Consider the following 16,735-nt stretch of genomic DNA (forward strand, 5'->3'; position numbering starts at 1 on the left):
GGCGTGCCGGTGCCGGTCACGGCGTCGGCGGTCAGGCGGACCTGGCTGCTCTGGCCATCGGTTGCGCCTGCGGGGAGCGAGACGATCACAAATATCTTGAGCGCGCCGTCGGCGGCGATTGAAGGGGTTGGAGATCCGCTCGCCAGAACGGTGTCGACCCCGGGTTCGTATGTCCCGTTGCCATTGCTGTCGACCACGATCGATTGCAGCACGGCGTCGAAATTGTTGCCAGCCACCGTCGGGTTGACAGTCAGGTTGAAGGCTTCCGGACCGTTGCCGGTGTTGGTGATCCGGTATTCCAGCACCGCATTCGCGGCCCCGATCGCCAGCGGCGTCGTGGTAAGCCCGGCCACGGCCACGTCCAGCAACTCGTCAACCTTCACGGTTACAGTGTTCGAAGTCACCGAACCGCTGGCTGCTCCGGCGGTATAGGTGGCCGAAGCGGTGTTCTGGATCAGCGTGCCTGCCGTTACGCCCGTGGCGAACGCGGTTCCATGCGCCAGGCAAAAACCCAGTGCGGCGGCCGATGTGACGGCGGATCGAAGGATCAAATCGTGTCTTTTCATAGTCATCTCTTACCTGATCAAGGTTAACGAACCGCCAATCGGGCCATAAATTCCTGATCTGAACGGCGGCGTGCGGGAGTTTTTAAGGGTTAAAAATGGTTCAGGGCCGCCTGGCGGCGCGGCATTGACCTTTCAAAAGCGGTGTTCCGAACGTCGAATTTAATTGAAATAAGTCGTAAAAACATTTGGTTATGACAATTTTCTGATGTGTCATGTCAGTTGATCGTTCCACGGAATCGCAAGGCGAAGGACTGTGCTGCGCTCAGCGAGCCTGCCGTGGCGGTCAGGGTCGTGCCGGAAACCGCGGCACCAACGGGATCGGTCTCATCCGCACCGACAGCGTCGTCGTCCTCGGCTGTGCTGGCCCCGGCACAGGCCGTGCCAGAGAACATGGTACCGGTTGCAAAGGTGAAATTGCCCGGCAGGGGATCGCTGGCGGTTACGTTCGTCACGGTCGCGGTTCCGGTGTTGGTCACCAGGATGCAGTATTCAACCAGTGCGCCCGGGATCGCTTTGGGATTGGACGCACCATTTACCGGATCGCTGAGGATCGAACTGACCTTGGTCACACCAATGCTTGCGACCGGCTTGCAGAACGTGATCGCATCGATCCCGATCACCTGGGTTTGCGGATCGGCTGGAGCGGCAGGATGGTTGCCATACCGGACCACGATCTTGTCGACCGTAGAGAGGAACGTGACTGTCAGGTTGCCATTCGCGCTGCTGCTGGCCGAGCTGGCGCTGCCATAGGCTTCGTTGCCTGCAACCCAGTTGCTTACACCGTTGGTCACCGTGGGATAGACTGTCGTGCCATTGAACGATCCGGTGATCACGATGTGATCGGCCCACGATCCCGCGCCGTAATCGACGTCAAAGATCTTGAATTGTGCGCCCGGGGTGGCCGAAGGGAGCGTGATGGTGACAGTCGCTTCCTGCGCCTGGGTGGTAAAGTCATAGCCCAGGTAAAGGTTGCTTCGTGGGCTGGTTGCACCGCCGGTTAACGCAGTGCTGGTGACGGGCTGGCCCGACAGCGTGGGATCACCGGTTCCGCTGGTGGTGACGCCAAAGGCAAGCGTGCCCCACCCGGAAACGGTGTAGGAATTGCTGCGGGCACCGGCCGACCAGGCGTTGCTCGACCAGTCAAAGAAGTTTGTGCCAATCGCACAAGTCAGAACCGGTGGAGTGCCGGCCACCCCGCCCCCCGAAACCGTGACGCTGACCGAGGCGTAATCGTCCTCACCAGCCAAGCCGTTGTTGACCGTTGAATCGATGTCCACGATGCCGGACGCGGTTATCTCGGCCGAATTGGCGATGATCGCACCGCCGCTCGCCGAGACGGTTGCCGTGATCGTGATTGAGCGGCTCTGCCCGGCCGTCAGGGTGCCGACGGTCCAGTCACCAGTCGTGCTGTTGAAGGTGCCAAACCCGCTGTAACTGCTGTAACTGAGCCCTGCAGGCAGCACATCGCGTACCACTACTCCGGTCGCGGAACTGGGCGATCCGGCGGCATTGGTGACCGTAAGCGTATAGCTGATCGTCCCGCCTGCGGTCGGCGCAGTCGTGCTGGCGCTCATCGTCAGCGCCAGGTCGGCGTAGACTGTCGGGGCCTGCGTCAGATAGAGGTCGGCCTGATGGAATGTCCCGGAGTCAGCGGCATATTGATCGCAGATTTCGAGCGTCCAGGTGCCCAGCGAATTTTGCCCGTTGAAGCCGCTCAGTGCTGTGCTCGGCCGGTATGTGCTGGCATAGGGCGGAACCGTGGTGATCGTGGCCCCTGCGGTATAGCTGGTGATCGAACTGGCCGCCTGATCGTCGAACAAGTTGTTGAAATTCGCCGCGCTATTGGTGTTTGATCCGGCAGTAAGCTGAATCCGCGTTCCGGCCGGCGAGGTCAGAAACATCTGCAAGTCACCGCGATAGGTGTGTGTTACCAGGGCCCCGATGTTGACATCGCTGACCGTGTAACTGGTGCCGACCGTGAAGGTCCGCTTGTAGCTGCCTGCCGTGGTGCAAGGCGTCAGCGTATCGCTGATTGCATTGAGCGCGCTGGCGCTTGCGTTGCTGTAGCGGGTTACCGTTTGCGCGCGCGCTGGCTGCCCGATCACCAGGGCAATGCCAACCAGCACGCTCAACCGCACGATCCACTGCCAGATCGTTGCGGGCGTGCCTTTCCAGAAAGCAGACTTGTCGAAAAGTTTCCGACCCATAGGTATTTCCCCTGCACGAACAGGGTAAACGGGCCGTTAAAACGCCGGAAAAGCCACTACTTTACAGTGCCTGGATCAGATTAACGAAAGGGGATGCCTGAGGGCCTGTGCTGTGTTGAGGCAGGGGCCTCAGGCCAATGCCTCAGAAATGCAGCGCCCTTCCGTAAGCCGAAAGCACGCTTTCGTGCATCATTTCCGACAGTGTGGGGTGCGGAAATACCGTGGCCATCAGTTCGGCTTCAGTCGTTTCCAGCGTCTTGCCAACGACGTAGCCCTGGATCAGCTCGGTTACCTCTGCGCCGATCATGTGTGCGCCCAGCAACTCGCCGGTTTTGGCGTCGAACACGGTTTTGACGAAGCCTTCCGGTTCGCCCAGCGCAATCGCCTTACCGTTGCCGATAAACGGGAAATTGCCAACCTTGACCGCGTAACCGGCCTCCTTGGCCTTGGCTTCGGTCAGCCCGACCGAGGCGATTTGCGGGTGGCAATAAGTGCAACCCGGGATGTTGCGCTTGTCCATCGCGTGGGGGTGGACATCCTTGTTGCCCAGCGCCTGGGCAATCGCTTCGGCGGCAATCACGCCTTCGTGGCTGGCCTTGTGCGCCAGCCACGGGCCCGGCGTCACGTCGCCAATCGCCCAGACCCCGGCCACATTGGTGCGGCCCAGGCCATCGGTCTGGATGATCCCGCGTTCAGCTTTAATTCCAAGAGCTTCAATTCCAATGTTCTCAGTATTTGGCACGATGCCCACAGCGACGATGACATGGCTGAAATCACCTTCGGTCACCGTGCCGTCCTTGGCCTTGATCTTGGCTTTCACCCCTGATTTGCCAACCGCGAGGCTTTCTACCCCGGCTCCGGTCATCACGGTCATGCCTTGCTTTTTCAAAGCTTTTTCGAGGAATGCTGAGACTTCCGCATCCTCCACCGGAACAATCCGGTCCATCATCTCCACTACTGTAACTTCTGACCCCAGGTCATTGTAGAAGCTTGCAAATTCAATCCCGATTGCCCCTGATCCAATCACCAGCAGCTTGCTTGGCAATTCCTTGGGCGTCATCGCATGGCGGTAGGTCCAGACCCGTTCGCCGTCTGCCGGCGCAAACGGCAGGTCACGCGCGCGCGCGCCGGTGGCGACGATAATGTGCTTGGCAGAAAGGGTTTCGCTGCCCTTGTCCCCCTGCACTTCCAGCTTGCCGCCGCCTTTGAGCGTGCCGGTGCCCATGTGCACCGTGATCTTGTTCTTCTTCATCAGGTGCGTGACGCCCTGATTGAGCTGCTTGGCCACCCCCCGGCTGCGCGCGACCACGGCGCCAAGGTCTGCACTGATCTTCTCGGCAACCAGGCCATAGTCCTTGGCGTGCTGCATCTGGTGGTAAACCTCGGCCGAGCGCAGCAGGGCCTTGGTTGGAATGCAGCCCCAGTTGAGGCAGATCCCACCCAGGTTCTCCCGCTCGACAATCGCCGTCTTGAGCCCCAATTGCGCGCAGCGGATCGCCGCGACATAGCCGCCGGGGCCCGAACCGAGAACGATAACGTCGTATTGGTCTGTCATGATATCTACTCGTTGACGAAGAAAGTCGGGAGCGGAACGACCATTCCGGTTCGTTCGGCAGTGGCATTGTGAAGCTCGCTTGCGACCAATCGCGTGGTCGGGAAAACGAACCAGAAAATCTCGGTAAACAGGACCGTCAACCTCACGGCGTAGACCTCGGCCGTTCGATCGACAGGTTCGGCATAACCAAACCGCCTGAGGTCGGGCTCGCCAAGCGAAAAGGCCGCGATCAGTTCAAACCCGCGCCCATCAATCTCGCGATAGTCTATGCAGGATTCGGCAAGCCAGTATCGTTCAGCACCGTCGCGTGATTCCATCCCACCGATGCGTGCGAAAGAACCGGGTTTGTCGGTTACCTCAACGCTTGCCGTGCCTTCGCGAATGGCTCGGGCCAGAAATCCTTCCGGGATGCGAATGCTTAGAAGTCCCAGGTCAAGCGTGTTGCCGTTCAGAGTAGCTTTCCATTCGGACTGCACCCGGGCGTACGGCGATTCCTTCGCTTCGACGCTGGAAGGATGGAGTTCCGCCCTCACCCCGGACTTTGCAGCCATATCGAAACCATCGGCCAAGAGCCGGAAAGCATTGGTCATTATGCGAGCGGGATCGGGTTTATCCATCCGCGGCCCTTTCGACCGTGCGCGGACGCTCATTTTTGTCCAGCAGCACGAATTTGAATTGGCCTCTGGCAACATCGATGACAGTCTCGCTATTGCGCTCCCGCCCCTCGCCGCGCGCGAAGATGGTCAGCGAGGTGCGACCCGTGCCAACAATCTCGGCATAGACCGAAAGCTCGTCTCCCACCGCCATCGCGCCGGGAAAGGTGAAGTCGGTGGCATGGACCACTACGGCCTTGCCCTTGCCAACGCGCGAGGCGAGCGAACCAGCCCCCAGTGCGAGCTGGCTCATCAACCACCCGCCGAATACCCCGCCATAAGGGTTGAGATCGGTCGGCATGGCCGTGACCCGGATGACGAGTTGTTCGGCCATGCTGAAATCAGGCAACCAGCCCCAGCGGATTTTCGACCAAATCCTTGAATGCCTGCATCAACTGCGCCCCATCGGCGCCATCGATGGCGCGGTGATCGAAGCTGCCGGTGGCGCTCATCACGGTGGCGACGGCCAGCGCGCCATCAACGATATAGGGGCGTTGCTCGCCAGCGCCGACCGCAAGGATCATCGCTTGCGGCGGGTTGATCACGGCGTCGAACTGCTTGATCCCGAACATGCCAAGGTTCGACAGGCTGGCAGTGCCGCCCTGATATTCGTGCGGCATCAGTTTGCCGTCACGCGCCTTTTCGGCCAGGGTCTTCATTTCCTTGGAGATTTGCGCCACGCCCTTGCTCGCCGCGTCGGTGATGATCGGGGTGATCAGGCCCGAAGGCGCGGCCACGGCCACCGATATGTCGGCGCGGCTGTATTTGCGCAGCTCGTCCCCGGCAAAGCTGACATTGCACTTGGGCACGCGGATCAGCGCTTTGGCCAGCGCCTTGATCAAAAGGTCATTGACTGAGAGCTTTACCCCGTCTGCCTCAAGTGCCTTGTTAAGTTCACCGCGCAGCTTGAGCAGCGCGTCGAGCCGGACATCGACGGTCAGGTAAATGTGCGGAATGGTCTGCTTCGCTTCGGTCAGACGGCGCGCGATCACCTTGCGGACGTTGCCGAGCTTTTCGGATACATAGGGAATGCCGAAATCGGGCACCGGGGCGCTCACGGATGCAGAGGAGCTGCTGACCGGCGCCGGGGCGGCGGCAGGGGCCGCTGGCGCGCTGCCCGCGCTATCAACATCGGCCCTGACGATTCGTCCACCCGGTCCGCTGCCCTTGACGGCTGAGAGATCGACCCCGCGATCCGCCGCAATCCGCTTGGCCAGCGGGCTGGCGATCACGCGGTCACCCTTGGGGGCAAGTGCCGGAGCAGGAGCGGGAGCGGCGGCCGGCGCGGCGACCGGGCTGGGCGCGGCTTCTGCCTTGGGCGCTGGCGCGGTGGCGGGGGCCGGGGCGGTGTCCTCCCCTTCCCCGGCGATCGTCGCGATCACCGTGCCGACCTTTACGCCTTCAGTCCCTTCCGCCACTTCGATCGCGGTGACCACGCCTTCATCGACAGCTTCGAATTCCATCGTTGCCTTGTCCGTCTCGATTTCGGCCAGGATGTCGCCGGATGAGACTGTGTCGCCCACTTTGACCAGCCATTTGGCCAGCGTACCTTCCTCCATGGTGGGTGACAGGGCGGGCATCTTGATTGCGATCGACATGGACGGTTCCGGTCCTTCTGGGGAAGCGCTGTTACGCTACGTCTCTGGCCAAAATGGCGCCACAGGGCAAGATGCTTGCACCGAATACGTTTGTGGCAGATATTGAAAGCGCTGCGAGGGTATAACAATGCGCGTCTATCTGGTGATCATGGACGAGACGGACGAGGCCGGTGTAGCGCTGCGCTTCGCCGCGCGCCGTGCCACGCGCACTGGCGGCACGGTCCATCTGCTCGCGCTGGTTCCGCGCCAGCCCTTCGTTGCCTTTGGCGGAATTCAGGCCACGATCGAAGAAGAAGCCCGTGCCCGTGCCGAGGCCTTGGTGACCGCAGCAGCCGGCAGTCTGCTGGGCGGCACCGGGGGAGCTCCGGTGATTTCGGTTGAAACGGGCGACGCGGTCGACGTGATCCGCAACTATCTTTCCGACCATCCCGAAGTCAGCGCGCTGGTGCTGGGTGCGGCGGCGAATGGCGGGCCGGGGCCGCTGGTTTCGCACTTTACCGCGATCACCGGGCAGCTGCCTTGCCCGCTCTACGTGGTGCCAGGCGGCATGAATGATGTGGATCTCGAACGCCTCAGCTAACGCCGCTTGCCTTGGTGGCGGACATTGCCGGGACGACCGCGCCTGCCAACCAGATGGATGCCTTTTTTCTTGAGCATTATGGGTTTACCGCGCGGTTCGATCCCGGAACCTGAACTTTCCTCAGGCTCAAATTTAAGCGCGCCGGTCAGCGGATTGGCTTCAGCCAGCCGAAGCCGCAGCATGTCCCCCATGGAAAAGCGCGTGCCGCTGTGCTCGCCTTCCAGCGCGCGGCCCTTTTCGTCATGGAAGAAGCGTTCATCACCCAGCACTGATACCGGCACCAGACCGTCCCCGCCCAGCCCGACAATCGTGGCGAACAGACCAAACCGCTGGACCCCGGTCACCCGGCAATCGAATACCTCGCCCACGCGCGCCGAAAGCCAGGCCGCGACATAGCGGTCGATGGTTTCGCGCTCTGCTTCCATCGCCCGGCGTTCAGCCGCGCTGATCGCCTCGCTGACCCGGACCAGATCGGCGCGGTCGCGTTCGGACAGGCCGCTGGTGGGGGGCAGATCGCCTGCGGGTTTCGGCTGTTCCAGCCCATAGGCATCGACCAGCGCGCGATGAACCAGCAGGTCAGCATAGCGGCGGATCGGTGAGGTAAAATGGGCATAGCTGCCCAGCGAAAGCCCGAAATGCCCGGCGTTACGCGGCCCGTAATAGGCCTGTGTCTGGCTGCGCAGCACCGCCTCCATGATCAGCGCCTTTTCATTTTCGTCGGAAATATCCTTGAGGAAGCGGTTGAAAATGCCGGGTGTTATCACCTGTCCCAGAGCCAGTTTGCGGCCGAATGTGGCAAGATAGTCCTTGAGAGCGACCAGCTTTTCACGGTTCGGTGCTTCGTGGATGCGATAGACCACCGGCGCGACCTTGGCCTCCAGCGCCTTGGCCGCAGCGACATTGGCGGCGATCATGAAGTCCTCTACCACCCGGTGCGCATCAAGCCGCTCACGCAGCGCGATCTGGGTGATCTTGCCATGCTCATCGAGGACAACCCGGCGCTCGGGCAATTCCAGTTCGAGCGGATCACGCGCCTGCCGTGCCGCAGCCAGCGCACGCCAGGCCGACCAGAGGTGCTGCAGGTTCTCTCCCGCATCACCGCAGTCAATCCGCCGCTGCGCCTCTTCATAGGCGATAACTTCCTGAATTCGAACGATTGCACGCGTAAAGCGCCATGACGTCACCCGGCCCTGGGCGTCGATCGCCAGATGGCAGGCCATCGCCGCGCGGTCTTCGCCGGCGCGCAGTGAGCAGACGTCGGCACTGAGGACTTCGGGCAGCATCGGTACGACCCGGTCGGGGAAATAGACGGAATTGCCGCGCTTGCGTGCCTCGCGGTCGAGCGCGCCGCCGGGGCGGACATAAAAGCTGACGTCGGCTATCGCGACCAGTGCGTTCCACCCGCCCTGCCCGTCCGGCTCGGCCCAGATCGCATCGTCGTGATCGCGCGCATCGCTGGGATCGATCGCGACGATCGGCAAGTGACGCAGATCCTCGCGGTGTTCAGGCAACACCGGAAGTTTGGCGGAAAGCTGTGCTTCGTCAGTTGTTTCCGTGCTGAACTGATTGGGAATTCCATGCTTGTGGATTGCAATCAGACTGAACGCGCGCGGCAGCAGCGGATCGCCCAGGATGGCTGTGACTTTGACTCCGGAACGCGGTGACTTGCCGGCCGGTTCGGCGAATACCAGCTGGCCTTCCTCTGCCCCGCCCAGGTCTGCAATCGGCGAAGCATGGCGCTCGCGCTTGTCCACCGGCGCGAGCCAGCCCTTGCCGCTGCGGTCAATCTCGACCACGCCCATCAGCTGTTCGCTCCGCGCGGGGAGCACTTTCATCGGAAAGGCGATCCAGCCGCTGCCGGTCTCTTCGGTTCGGGCCAGCACCCGGTCGCCCTTGCGGACCGCACTGGAGCGGGTTCGGCCAGGCCCCTTTTCGATCAGGCGCAGGCGCGGCGGCGGGGTGGCGTCATCGGGCTGCCAGGTATCGGGAATGGCAATCGCCTCGCCTTCATCGATATCCACCACGCGCAGCACCGTGACCTTGGGCACTCCGCCAAGGCGGTGGAATGCGGTGCGGTTACCGTCGATCAGGCCTTCATCGGCCATGTCACGCAGCAGCGCCTTGAGCTGGATTTTCTCCTGCCCTTTCAGTCCGAAAGCTTTGGCAATTTCGCGCTTGCCGGCCGGAATTTCGGAATTCTGGATGAAGTCGAGTACTTGCTTGCGGGTGGGCAGGCCGGGCTGGGGTTTGGGCTCTCTGGGCATCAGTTGATCGGCGCGAACTGGCCGCCGGGAACGGCGGAGGCAACCGGGCTTTCCGCACCATCCGCCGCAATCGCGCTGACGCCGAGCAGCCAATCGTCGCCGCGCAGGCCATCAAGCTTGAACGAGGTGGTATCGCCACCCTCAATCTGGTTGGCAATTTCCCAATTGGGCGCGTCGGTGCGGCGGCGCCAGACGCGATAGGCGGTCGCTCCGGCGACTTTGCTCCACTTTACCGTGGTGAAAGTCTGCACCGCGGCTTCGGCGCTCACCCGCGGCGGCATTGGTGCACGGGCAAGCATCTCGGCAACCTTGACGTTGAGGCGGGTTACTTTGGCGAGGTAGGCAAAATCCATGAACTCGATCGTGTCGCCATAAGCGATCCCGTCTTGCTGGCGCAGATCCTGGTGCTGGTGATCGTAGTTCTCAATCCCGACCGAAAAGCGGATGGCGGGATAGCCCTGTTCCTGGAACGGCAAGTGGTCTCCGCCGCGCCCCATCCGGTCTGCTCGCCAGATCTGGCGCACTTTAAGTCCAGTGGGAATATCCTGTGCAAGATCATTGATAAATCGAGAAAGGTTCCTGCTTGGACTGTCGTTCTCACCGCCAAACCGTCGCGCTGCCGCGCGCAATTTGTCATCGCCATCAGCGCGCGGGCCTTCGGAAAAAACACGCACATGGGCATCGTCGATCACGCCGTCGCTGCCGCGGGTGTTGCCGACGATATCGTTGTTCAGCACCGCCTTGACTGTCCAGCCTTGCGCCTTGGCATAGTCAGCCAGCAATTTGCCGCCGAGCAGACCCTGCTCTTCGCCTGACAGCACGGCATAGACCACGGTGGTCGGAAACTTTTGCGCCGACAGCACCCGCGCGGCTTCGAGCACCAGCGCGGTGCCCGAGCCATCGTCATTAGCCCCCGGTGCATCGGCAGTTGCATTCATGACGTCACTGACGCGGCTGTCGATATGGCCTTGAATGATAACAATTTCGTTCGGTCGTTCGGTCCCGCGCTGGATTGCGAGGACATCAACCAGCCGGGTTGGCATGGGAACACGTTCGCCCGAAACCATCGTTTCCGGCAGCGCGATTTCAAGACAACCGCCACAGGCCTTGGCGGTCTTGCGCAGTTCCGCCTCGGCCCAGCGCCGCGCCGCGCCGATCCCGCGTTTGGGATCATCCTGCACTGACAGCGTGTGGCGGGTGCCAAAAGCGACCAGCCGTTTAACATCGGCGCGGAGCCGTGCTTCGCTGATCTGCGGTTCGGGCGCGGTTTGGGCCTGTGCGGCAAGACTACACAGCAGCGGCACCAGGCCGCCAAGTGTGAGCACCGGAAGAGAGCGACGCGGCCAGGCCATCATTCAGGACTGGGTCGGCTGATCGCCGTAGCGATTGGGCCCGAATTCGGATCGGCGCAGACCGATCCAGATGATCAACAGAAGCGGAACCCAGGCAAGCAGAGCCAGCGGGCCTTGCTCTTGCAACATCATCGCCGCGCTGGGCGGGCTAGTGGGATCCATGTTGTTCATCACTTCCATGGCCCGTTCCATCTGCATTGGCGAGCGGGCAAGCACGGCTCCATAGAGCGCGCCGGGCACAAGCACAAACCAGCCGCTCAGCCCACTGTCATGCAGGCGGCGGATCAAGCTGGTGGCAACGAGCAACATCGCGGCCAGTCCGATCACGATCCCGGCGCGCACGATCCCTGGCATTTCAGTCATCAGCGCCTGCGTAAGATGGGCTGCCTGGGCGGCGCCGTCATAGGGTTCGTTGCCGCTCTCCATCGCAACCGTCAGTGCGACAATCCGTGCGGTCATCGGCACAGTGACCATCATCTCCGCCGCGAAGCGCAAAATGAAAACGGCAAGCATCCAGTACCAGAATGCCGAACGCCCATCGCGGCCGTTCGGATTGGCGAGGTTCGCCAATGCATGTTTGATTGCCCCCAGCATCGTGATCTCCCCCAGACTGGCCGATCAATAAGCGCGGGCGACGTAGATCCTCTCGACCGCAGGCTGACCCGTGAACAGACACTGGCCCGAAACCGGTTCGCCGTCCATCGGCGTGTTGCGGATCGTCAGCTTGAGTGCCTTGAGCTGCTGGACGACTGCCTCCAACGCTGCGCCGGTCGGGCGCGACCAGCCGAGTTCAACCCAGCCGGGATAGCGCCGATCATCACCGAAGTAGGCGGTGAGCGCTTCGATGCTGTCCAGCCCGCGCACGATCTGCGCGTCGCGGCGGGCGGTAGCTTCGGCGTGGAGCGAGCGCTGCACGTCTTCAAGCTCGGCCACGGCATTGCTGAGGAAGCTGTCCTTGTCCTGGCCGACAAAATTGACTTTGCCATCCTCGCGGTAAAGCCGGTCACGGCGTACCACCGAAACTTGCCCGCCGGCTGCATCACGGCCACCGATTTCCAGGATCAGTGGCACGCCCTTCTTGACCCAGCCCCAACGCTTGCCGGTGGCCTTGCCAGCGCGCTTGTCGAGCAGCACGCGCACGGGTTCGCCCAGCGCCCACTGTTTGGCGAGCGTGGCGCGCAGTTCTTCGCAATAGGCGAGCAGCGCGGCGTCGCCGTCATCCTCACGCAGCATCGGCAGGATCACCACCTGCTGCGGCGCGATCGCGGGGGGAACGCGCAGGCCGTCATCATCGCCGTGGGTCATAATCACCCCGCCGATCATCCGGGTCGAAACCCCCCAACTGGTCGTGTGGCACAGCTGCTGGGTGCCTTCGCGGTCCTGATAACGGATCCCGGCAGCTTCGGCGAAAGCGGTGCCCAGGTAATGCGAAGTGCCGGCCTGCAGCGCCTTGCCGTCCTGCATCATCGCTTCGATTGAATAGGTCGCGACCGCGCCCGGGAAGCGTTCATTCTCTGGCTTTTCGCCCGCGATCACCGGCATGGCGAGGCACTCTTCCGAAAAGCTGCGGTACATTTCCAGCGCACGCAGGGTTTCGTCCATCGCGTCGGCCTTGTCGGCGTGGGCGGTGTGGCCTTCCTGCCAAAGGAATTCGCTGGTGCGCAGGAACATGCGGGTGCGCATTTCCCAGCGGACCACGTTGGCCCACTGGTTGGTAAGCAGCGGCAAGTCGCGCCATGACTGTACCCAGCGACCCATCGCCTTGCCGATCACGGTTTCGCTGGTCGGGCGGACGATCAGCGGCTCTTCCAGCTTGGCTTCGGGATCGGGCACCAGCCCGCCCTTGCCGTCGCTGATCAGGCGGTGGTGAGTGACGACCGCCATTTCCTTGGCAAAGCCTTCGACGTGTTCTGCCTCTTCAGCGAAATAGCTCAGCGGGATGAACAGCGGGAAATAGCAGTTCTGCACCCCGGCTGCTTTGATCCGCGCGTCCATCAGCGTCTGGATGCGTTCCCAGATTCCATAGCCCCACGGCTTGATCACCATGCAGCCGCGCACCCCGCTTTCCTCGGCCATTTCGGCTTCGGCGATGACTTCTTGATACCAGGCGGAAAAATCCGCTTCGCGGGTGATGGTTAGAGCGTGTTTCATCTGGCCGCCATTAGCCTAGCACCCATGGACCGGCAAGCCGCAGCTCCGGCCTGGGCATTGTTCGCAGATACTTAAGATTCACAGGCTATTAGCGGACTTTCAAGGCAGACCTGAGGTGGCAGGGATGGGAAATACGGGCACTTTGCGTGCAGTTGCACTGTTGCTGGTCGCCGTGGCTGTGGCATCTGCGCAGCCTGCCGAAGCCAAAAAGCGGCGCTTTTCGATTACGCATCGGCATCATGTGACACAGTATCATTCCGCAACGGCCCAGCCCTCCATGGCACCGCAGCCATCGAACCGGCACGTCAATCCCTGGGCAAAAAACGACGCAAGCCAACGCTCGTGGTTCAACAAGGAAAAGTTCTGGCTGCTTGGCGGATTGCTGCTGATCCTGGCGGGAGGATTTCTGGGCCACAGAGGGTTGCTCGCGTGGCTCCAGGCATCGCCGGATGACCTGCCGCAGCAATAAGCTGACTAACGCCCGATAGGTTGTGTTTACTTACCCAGCTTATCGAGCTTGGCCTGCATTTCGGCCATCTGTTTACGCAACGCGGCCAATTCATCGTCCTGCGTTTTGTCCTTGGTGCCGCCCGGCTTACCTTCCGCCATACCCGGCATAAAGGCCGATGCGGCTGCCTTGAACATGGCCAGATTCTGCTGGGCCAGTTTGGCCAAAGGGTTGTTCCCCAGACTGTCCTCAAAAGCTTCGCGCAGTTTGGCCTGGTTGGTGCGGAAGTTGTCCATCGAGGCTTCAAGATAATGCGGAACCAGCGATTGCATGGAATTGCCGTACATCCCGATCAACTGTCGCAGGAAGTTTACCGGCAGCATTTGCTCGCCGCTGGCGCTTTCTTCTTCCATGATGATCTGGGTCAGAATCTGGTGGGTGATGTCGGTGCCGGTCTTGGCATCAAGCACTTTGAAGTCCACCCCTTCACGGGTCATCTTCGCCAGATGCTCCAACGTGATGTAGCTGGATGACTGGGTGTTATAGAGCCGCCGATTGGCGTACTTCTTGATGACTACCGCTTCCGCGCTCATGTCCTGCCCCCGGGAGGTTAATGTTGCACGTTAGCACCTGCAATATCGCGATTGCAACAAAGCACTTTGCATGTCTCCTCGCCTAGCGCGGGAATCTTCGCCCCAGCAGGGTGAGCAATTCATACTGCGACAGCCCGGTTTCCGCAGCAGCATCGACCAAGGCATAATCGGCATCAACCCAGTCCCCTTCGCGCAGTTGGTGAGCGGTGCTGAGGTCGATGATTGTCATGTCCATTGAAACCCGGCCAAGCACTGGCAGCGGCAAACCGTTATGGCGGAAGTGGCCCTTGCCTGACCAGCAGCGCAGATAGCCATCTGCATAACCGAGACAGACAACCCCGACCCGCATGGGCACTGGCGCCGTAAAGGTGGCATTGTAGCCCACCGTCTCGCCAGCTTGCAGCTCGCGCACCTGCATCAGGGCGGCTTGGGGAGTAACCACTTGGGCAATGGTTCCTGCCAGTGCCGGACACGGAACACCACCATAAAGGGCAAGTCCAGGCCGGGTCAGATCACCGTGATAATTCGCCCCCAGCGCGATACCAGCGCTGTTCGCAAGGCTGGCGCGGCGATGCGGCAACAGCCCACGTGCATCATTCCAGCGTTGGCACTGCAGCTGGTTGAGCGGGCTATCCTCATCGGCAGAGGCCAGATGGGAATGGAGCAAGTCCACGTCGAGCCCCTGCACCAGCGGATCGGCAAGATCGGCCAGGGCAAGACCCAGCCGGTTGATCCCGGTATCGACCATCACGTCACAGGCCCCGCCCCCGGCATCGCGCCACAACGCGGCTTGGTAGAGTGAGTTGATCACCGGTTTGACACCAGTGGCCAGGGCAAAGCGAACATCGAGCGCGGATAACGGTCCGTGAAGCACCGAGACCCGGTCAGCAGGGACGTGGCTTAGCAGTGCCGAAACCTCGGCCCAGTGGGCCACAAAGAAATCCTCGCAACCAGCTTCGCGCAAAACTGGTGCGGCAAAGTCCACACCCACGCCATAGGCATCAGCTTTTACGGCTGCGCCAGCCCGGGCCGAGCCTGACAACCGATCCAGCGCCCGCCAGTTGGCGGTGAGTGCATTTGCATCGCGTTTCAGGCGGAGAGCGGCGGGAGGCAGTTCAGGCTGCATCGTCACCATATTCGCGCGGCGGACCGCCCTTGAGCCCCCAAAGCGCAACGACGAAGGCCAGGCTGACCACGGCCAGGGTATAGCTGAGCCCGGCGTAGGGATTGCCGGTCTTGGCGACGATCGCCCCTGCGATGAGCGGCAGGAATCCGCCGAAATAGCCAGTGCCGATGTGATAGGGGATCGACATCGAGGAATAGCGGATCCGCGCCGGGAACATTTCCGCCAGCAAGGCTGCGACCGGACCATAGGTGGCGCCGGACAGGGCCATCAAGACCAACAGACAGGCCATGATCACCGCGATATCACCCGCCGCGGGCGTAACCTTGGCAAGGTCATAGCCTGCGTCACCGAGCCAGGTCTGGATCTGCTTGGTGCGAGCACTCTTGTCAGTCCAGGGATAGCTTTCAAGATCAGCGGTCTGATCGCCGATCCGCAGTTGCAGAGCTGAGTTCTGTTGCAGTGAATAACTGACCCCTACAGAGGTCAGGTCGGCCAGCAGCTTGCCGCATTCGCTGGCCTGTTCAGAGCGAAAGGGATCAAAGTCGCAGTCTGGTCCGCTGACCACGATTGGCGCTCGCTGGGCAGCGGCGGCCAGGCCAGGGTTGGCATGGGCACCCATCACCCAGAAGGTGGGAACCAGCAGGAGTAAAGTTAGTGCATAACCGATCACAATCGGCTTCTTGCGCCCGATCCGGTCTGAAAGATGCCCAAAAATCAGGTAGAACACCATGCCCACCGCCGCGCCTGCACCAACGATCAGGTCAGCCGTGGTTTCTTCCACGCGCATCGCTGAAAGCAGGAATGTTCGCGCGGAAAAGGTTGCCGTGTACCAAATCACGGTCAGTCCGGCGGCAATCCCGAACAAGGCGATAAAGATCCGCTTCTTGTTGCCGGGGTAGGTGAAACTTTCGACAAAGGGATTGCCCGCCAGTTCACCTTCTTCCTGCATCGCACGGAAGACCGGGCTTTCCGAGAGCTTGAGTCGCATCCAGAGCGAAATGGCAAGCAGTAGCAGGCTGATCAGAAACGGCACGCGCCAGCCCCATGCGGCCCAGGTTTCAGCTTCCATCAGTCCTTTACACAGCAGGACCACGATCAGGCTGAGCACGAAGCCGCCGACTACGCTGGCCTGAATGAAGCTGGTATAGAACCCGCGGCGATTGGCAGGGCTGTGTTCGGAAACGTAGATCGCTGCGCCGCCATATTCACCGCCCAGCGCCAGCCCTTGCAACACACGCAGCAGCAGCACGAGTAAAGGCGCGGCCATCCCGATGCTTTCCGCCGAGGGGATCAGACCGACCCCGGCGGTGGCGATCCCCATCAGTGTGACAGTGACCAGGAAAGTGTATTTGCGTCCCAGTCGGTCCCCCAGGTAACCGAACAGTACCGCTCCCAGTGGACGAAAGCCAAACCCGACCGCGAAACCCGCCCAGACCAGCAGGAGCTGCAGAGTCTCGCTGCCGGCCGGAAAGAAGGTCTTGCCGATGATTGCGGCAAGAGTGCCGTAAATGAAGAAGTCGTACCATTCGAACACGGTTCCAGCCGAAGAGGCCGCTATGACCAAGCGGACGTCGGACGCACTGGGACTAACCTCTGGGTGGCGTGCCGGTTCGCTCATGCTTGTTCTCCCGTGCGGTTGATT

At 61.5% G+C, this 16,735-nt stretch carries 14 protein-coding genes and 1 pseudogene; 2 read left to right on the top strand and 13 right to left on the bottom strand.

Going from position 1 to position 16,735, the window contains the following annotated elements:
* From MNBBLIKP_RS18250 to MNBBLIKP_RS07340, 6 genes and pseudogenes are all read right to left on the bottom strand, one after another.
* Positions 1–551: pseudogene (locus tag MNBBLIKP_RS18250) on the bottom strand (hypothetical protein); the annotation flags it as partial.
* A gap of 230 nt (positions 552–781) precedes the next feature.
* Positions 782–2,773 carry a proprotein convertase P-domain-containing protein gene (locus MNBBLIKP_RS07320; protein WP_088308996.1) on the bottom strand — a complete coding sequence of 664 codons (1,992 nt, stop codon included), beginning with the start codon at positions 2,771–2,773 and terminating at the stop codon, positions 782–784.
* A gap of 142 nt (positions 2,774–2,915) precedes the next feature.
* Positions 2,916–4,328, bottom strand: coding sequence for a dihydrolipoyl dehydrogenase (gene lpdA, locus MNBBLIKP_RS07325; RefSeq protein WP_088308998.1), 1,413 nt, complete (start codon positions 4,326–4,328; stop codon positions 2,916–2,918).
* Between the two features lie 5 nt (positions 4,329–4,333).
* Positions 4,334–4,918 carry a hypothetical protein gene (locus tag MNBBLIKP_RS07330; protein ID WP_088309000.1) on the bottom strand — a complete coding sequence of 195 codons (585 nt, stop codon included), beginning with the start codon at positions 4,916–4,918 and terminating at the stop codon, positions 4,334–4,336.
* A gap of 19 nt (positions 4,919–4,937) precedes the next feature.
* Positions 4,938–5,315 carry an acyl-CoA thioesterase gene (locus MNBBLIKP_RS07335; RefSeq protein WP_088309042.1) on the bottom strand — a complete coding sequence of 126 codons (378 nt, stop codon included), beginning with the start codon at positions 5,313–5,315 and terminating at the stop codon, positions 4,938–4,940.
* 7 nt (positions 5,316–5,322) lie between these two features.
* On the bottom strand, positions 5,323–6,579 hold the full coding sequence (locus MNBBLIKP_RS07340) for a pyruvate dehydrogenase complex dihydrolipoamide acetyltransferase (protein WP_088309002.1): 1,257 nt from the start codon (positions 6,577–6,579) through the stop codon (positions 5,323–5,325).
* A gap of 127 nt (positions 6,580–6,706) precedes the next feature.
* Between MNBBLIKP_RS07340 and MNBBLIKP_RS07345 the strand changes: the two genes are divergently transcribed.
* Positions 6,707–7,159 carry a universal stress protein gene (locus MNBBLIKP_RS07345; RefSeq protein WP_088309004.1) on the top strand — a complete coding sequence of 151 codons (453 nt, stop codon included), beginning with the start codon at positions 6,707–6,709 and terminating at the stop codon, positions 7,157–7,159.
* Here the strand turns inward: MNBBLIKP_RS07345 and MNBBLIKP_RS07350 are convergent.
* From MNBBLIKP_RS07350 to MNBBLIKP_RS07365, 4 genes are read right to left on the bottom strand one after another with little or no spacing between them, the layout of a single operon-like run.
* On the bottom strand, positions 7,156–9,423 hold the full coding sequence (locus MNBBLIKP_RS07350) for a ribonuclease R family protein (protein WP_088309006.1): 2,268 nt from the start codon (positions 9,421–9,423) through the stop codon (positions 7,156–7,158). The genes MNBBLIKP_RS07345 and MNBBLIKP_RS07350 overlap by 4 nt on opposite strands.
* On the bottom strand, positions 9,423–10,748 hold the full coding sequence (locus MNBBLIKP_RS07355) for a M20/M25/M40 family metallo-hydrolase (RefSeq protein ID WP_254912951.1): 1,326 nt from the start codon (positions 10,746–10,748) through the stop codon (positions 9,423–9,425). Before MNBBLIKP_RS07355 ends, MNBBLIKP_RS07350 begins: the two co-directional genes overlap by 1 nt.
* Before the next feature lie 30 nt (positions 10,749–10,778).
* Complete coding sequence (locus MNBBLIKP_RS07360; RefSeq protein ID WP_088309008.1) at positions 10,779–11,369, bottom strand: DUF805 domain-containing protein; 591 nt, start codon at positions 11,367–11,369, stop codon at positions 10,779–10,781.
* Between the two features lie 24 nt (positions 11,370–11,393).
* Entirely contained in the window at positions 11,394–12,926 is a 1,533-nt protein-coding gene (locus MNBBLIKP_RS07365; RefSeq protein WP_088309010.1) for an aminoacyl--tRNA ligase-related protein, read from the bottom strand.
* 124 nt (positions 12,927–13,050) lie between these two features.
* Between MNBBLIKP_RS07365 and MNBBLIKP_RS07370 the strand changes: the two genes are divergently transcribed.
* Complete coding sequence (locus tag MNBBLIKP_RS07370) at positions 13,051–13,395, top strand: hypothetical protein (protein ID WP_088309012.1); 345 nt, start codon at positions 13,051–13,053, stop codon at positions 13,393–13,395.
* A gap of 26 nt (positions 13,396–13,421) precedes the next feature.
* On the opposite strand, the gene phaR is transcribed toward MNBBLIKP_RS07370, so the two are convergent.
* The 3 genes from phaR to MNBBLIKP_RS07385 form a co-directional block, all read right to left on the bottom strand.
* Complete coding sequence (gene phaR / locus MNBBLIKP_RS07375) at positions 13,422–13,967, bottom strand: polyhydroxyalkanoate synthesis repressor PhaR (RefSeq protein ID WP_088309014.1); 546 nt, start codon at positions 13,965–13,967, stop codon at positions 13,422–13,424.
* An 82-nt stretch (positions 13,968–14,049) separates the two neighbouring features.
* Complete coding sequence (locus tag MNBBLIKP_RS07380) at positions 14,050–15,093, bottom strand: alanine racemase (RefSeq protein WP_088309046.1); 1,044 nt, start codon at positions 15,091–15,093, stop codon at positions 14,050–14,052.
* A complete protein-coding gene (locus MNBBLIKP_RS07385; RefSeq protein WP_088309016.1) occupies positions 15,083–16,711 on the bottom strand; it encodes an MFS transporter in 1,629 nt (542 codons plus the stop codon). The genes MNBBLIKP_RS07380 and MNBBLIKP_RS07385 overlap by 11 nt, the downstream gene beginning before the upstream one ends.
* Positions 16,712–16,735 lie beyond the last annotated feature (24 nt).

Source organism: Novosphingobium sp. B 225, from assembly GCF_002198665.1.
Classification (GTDB): domain Bacteria; phylum Pseudomonadota; class Alphaproteobacteria; order Sphingomonadales; family Sphingomonadaceae; genus Novosphingobium.

Bases quoted from the DNA above. Each gene is read 5' to 3' on its own strand.
- MNBBLIKP_RS07380 (WP_088309046.1), bottom strand. From the start codon at position 15,093: ATGCAGCCTGAACTGCCTCCCGCCGCTCTCCGCCTGAAACGCGATGCA.
- lpdA (WP_088308998.1), bottom strand. From the start codon at position 4,328: ATGACAGACCAATACGACGTTATCGTTCTCGGTTCGGGCCCCGGCGGC.
- MNBBLIKP_RS07335 (WP_088309042.1), bottom strand. From the start codon at position 5,315: ATGGCCGAACAACTCGTCATCCGGGTCACGGCCATGCCGACCGATCTC.
- MNBBLIKP_RS07370 (WP_088309012.1), top strand. From the start codon at position 13,051: ATGGGAAATACGGGCACTTTGCGTGCAGTTGCACTGTTGCTGGTCGCC.
- MNBBLIKP_RS07360 (WP_088309008.1), bottom strand. From the start codon at position 11,369: ATGCTGGGGGCAATCAAACATGCATTGGCGAACCTCGCCAATCCGAAC.
- MNBBLIKP_RS07350 (WP_088309006.1), bottom strand. From the start codon at position 9,423: ATGCCCAGAGAGCCCAAACCCCAGCCCGGCCTGCCCACCCGCAAGCAA.
- MNBBLIKP_RS07345 (WP_088309004.1), top strand. From the start codon at position 6,707: ATGCGCGTCTATCTGGTGATCATGGACGAGACGGACGAGGCCGGTGTA.
- MNBBLIKP_RS07330 (WP_088309000.1), bottom strand. From the start codon at position 4,918: ATGACCAATGCTTTCCGGCTCTTGGCCGATGGTTTCGATATGGCTGCA.
- phaR (WP_088309014.1), bottom strand. From the start codon at position 13,967: ATGAGCGCGGAAGCGGTAGTCATCAAGAAGTACGCCAATCGGCGGCTC.
- MNBBLIKP_RS07340 (WP_088309002.1), bottom strand. From the start codon at position 6,579: ATGTCGATCGCAATCAAGATGCCCGCCCTGTCACCCACCATGGAGGAA.
- MNBBLIKP_RS07385 (WP_088309016.1), bottom strand. From the start codon at position 16,711: ATGAGCGAACCGGCACGCCACCCAGAGGTTAGTCCCAGTGCGTCCGAC.
- MNBBLIKP_RS07365 (WP_088309010.1), bottom strand. From the start codon at position 12,926: ATGAAACACGCTCTAACCATCACCCGCGAAGCGGATTTTTCCGCCTGG.
- MNBBLIKP_RS07320 (WP_088308996.1), bottom strand. From the start codon at position 2,773: ATGGGTCGGAAACTTTTCGACAAGTCTGCTTTCTGGAAAGGCACGCCC.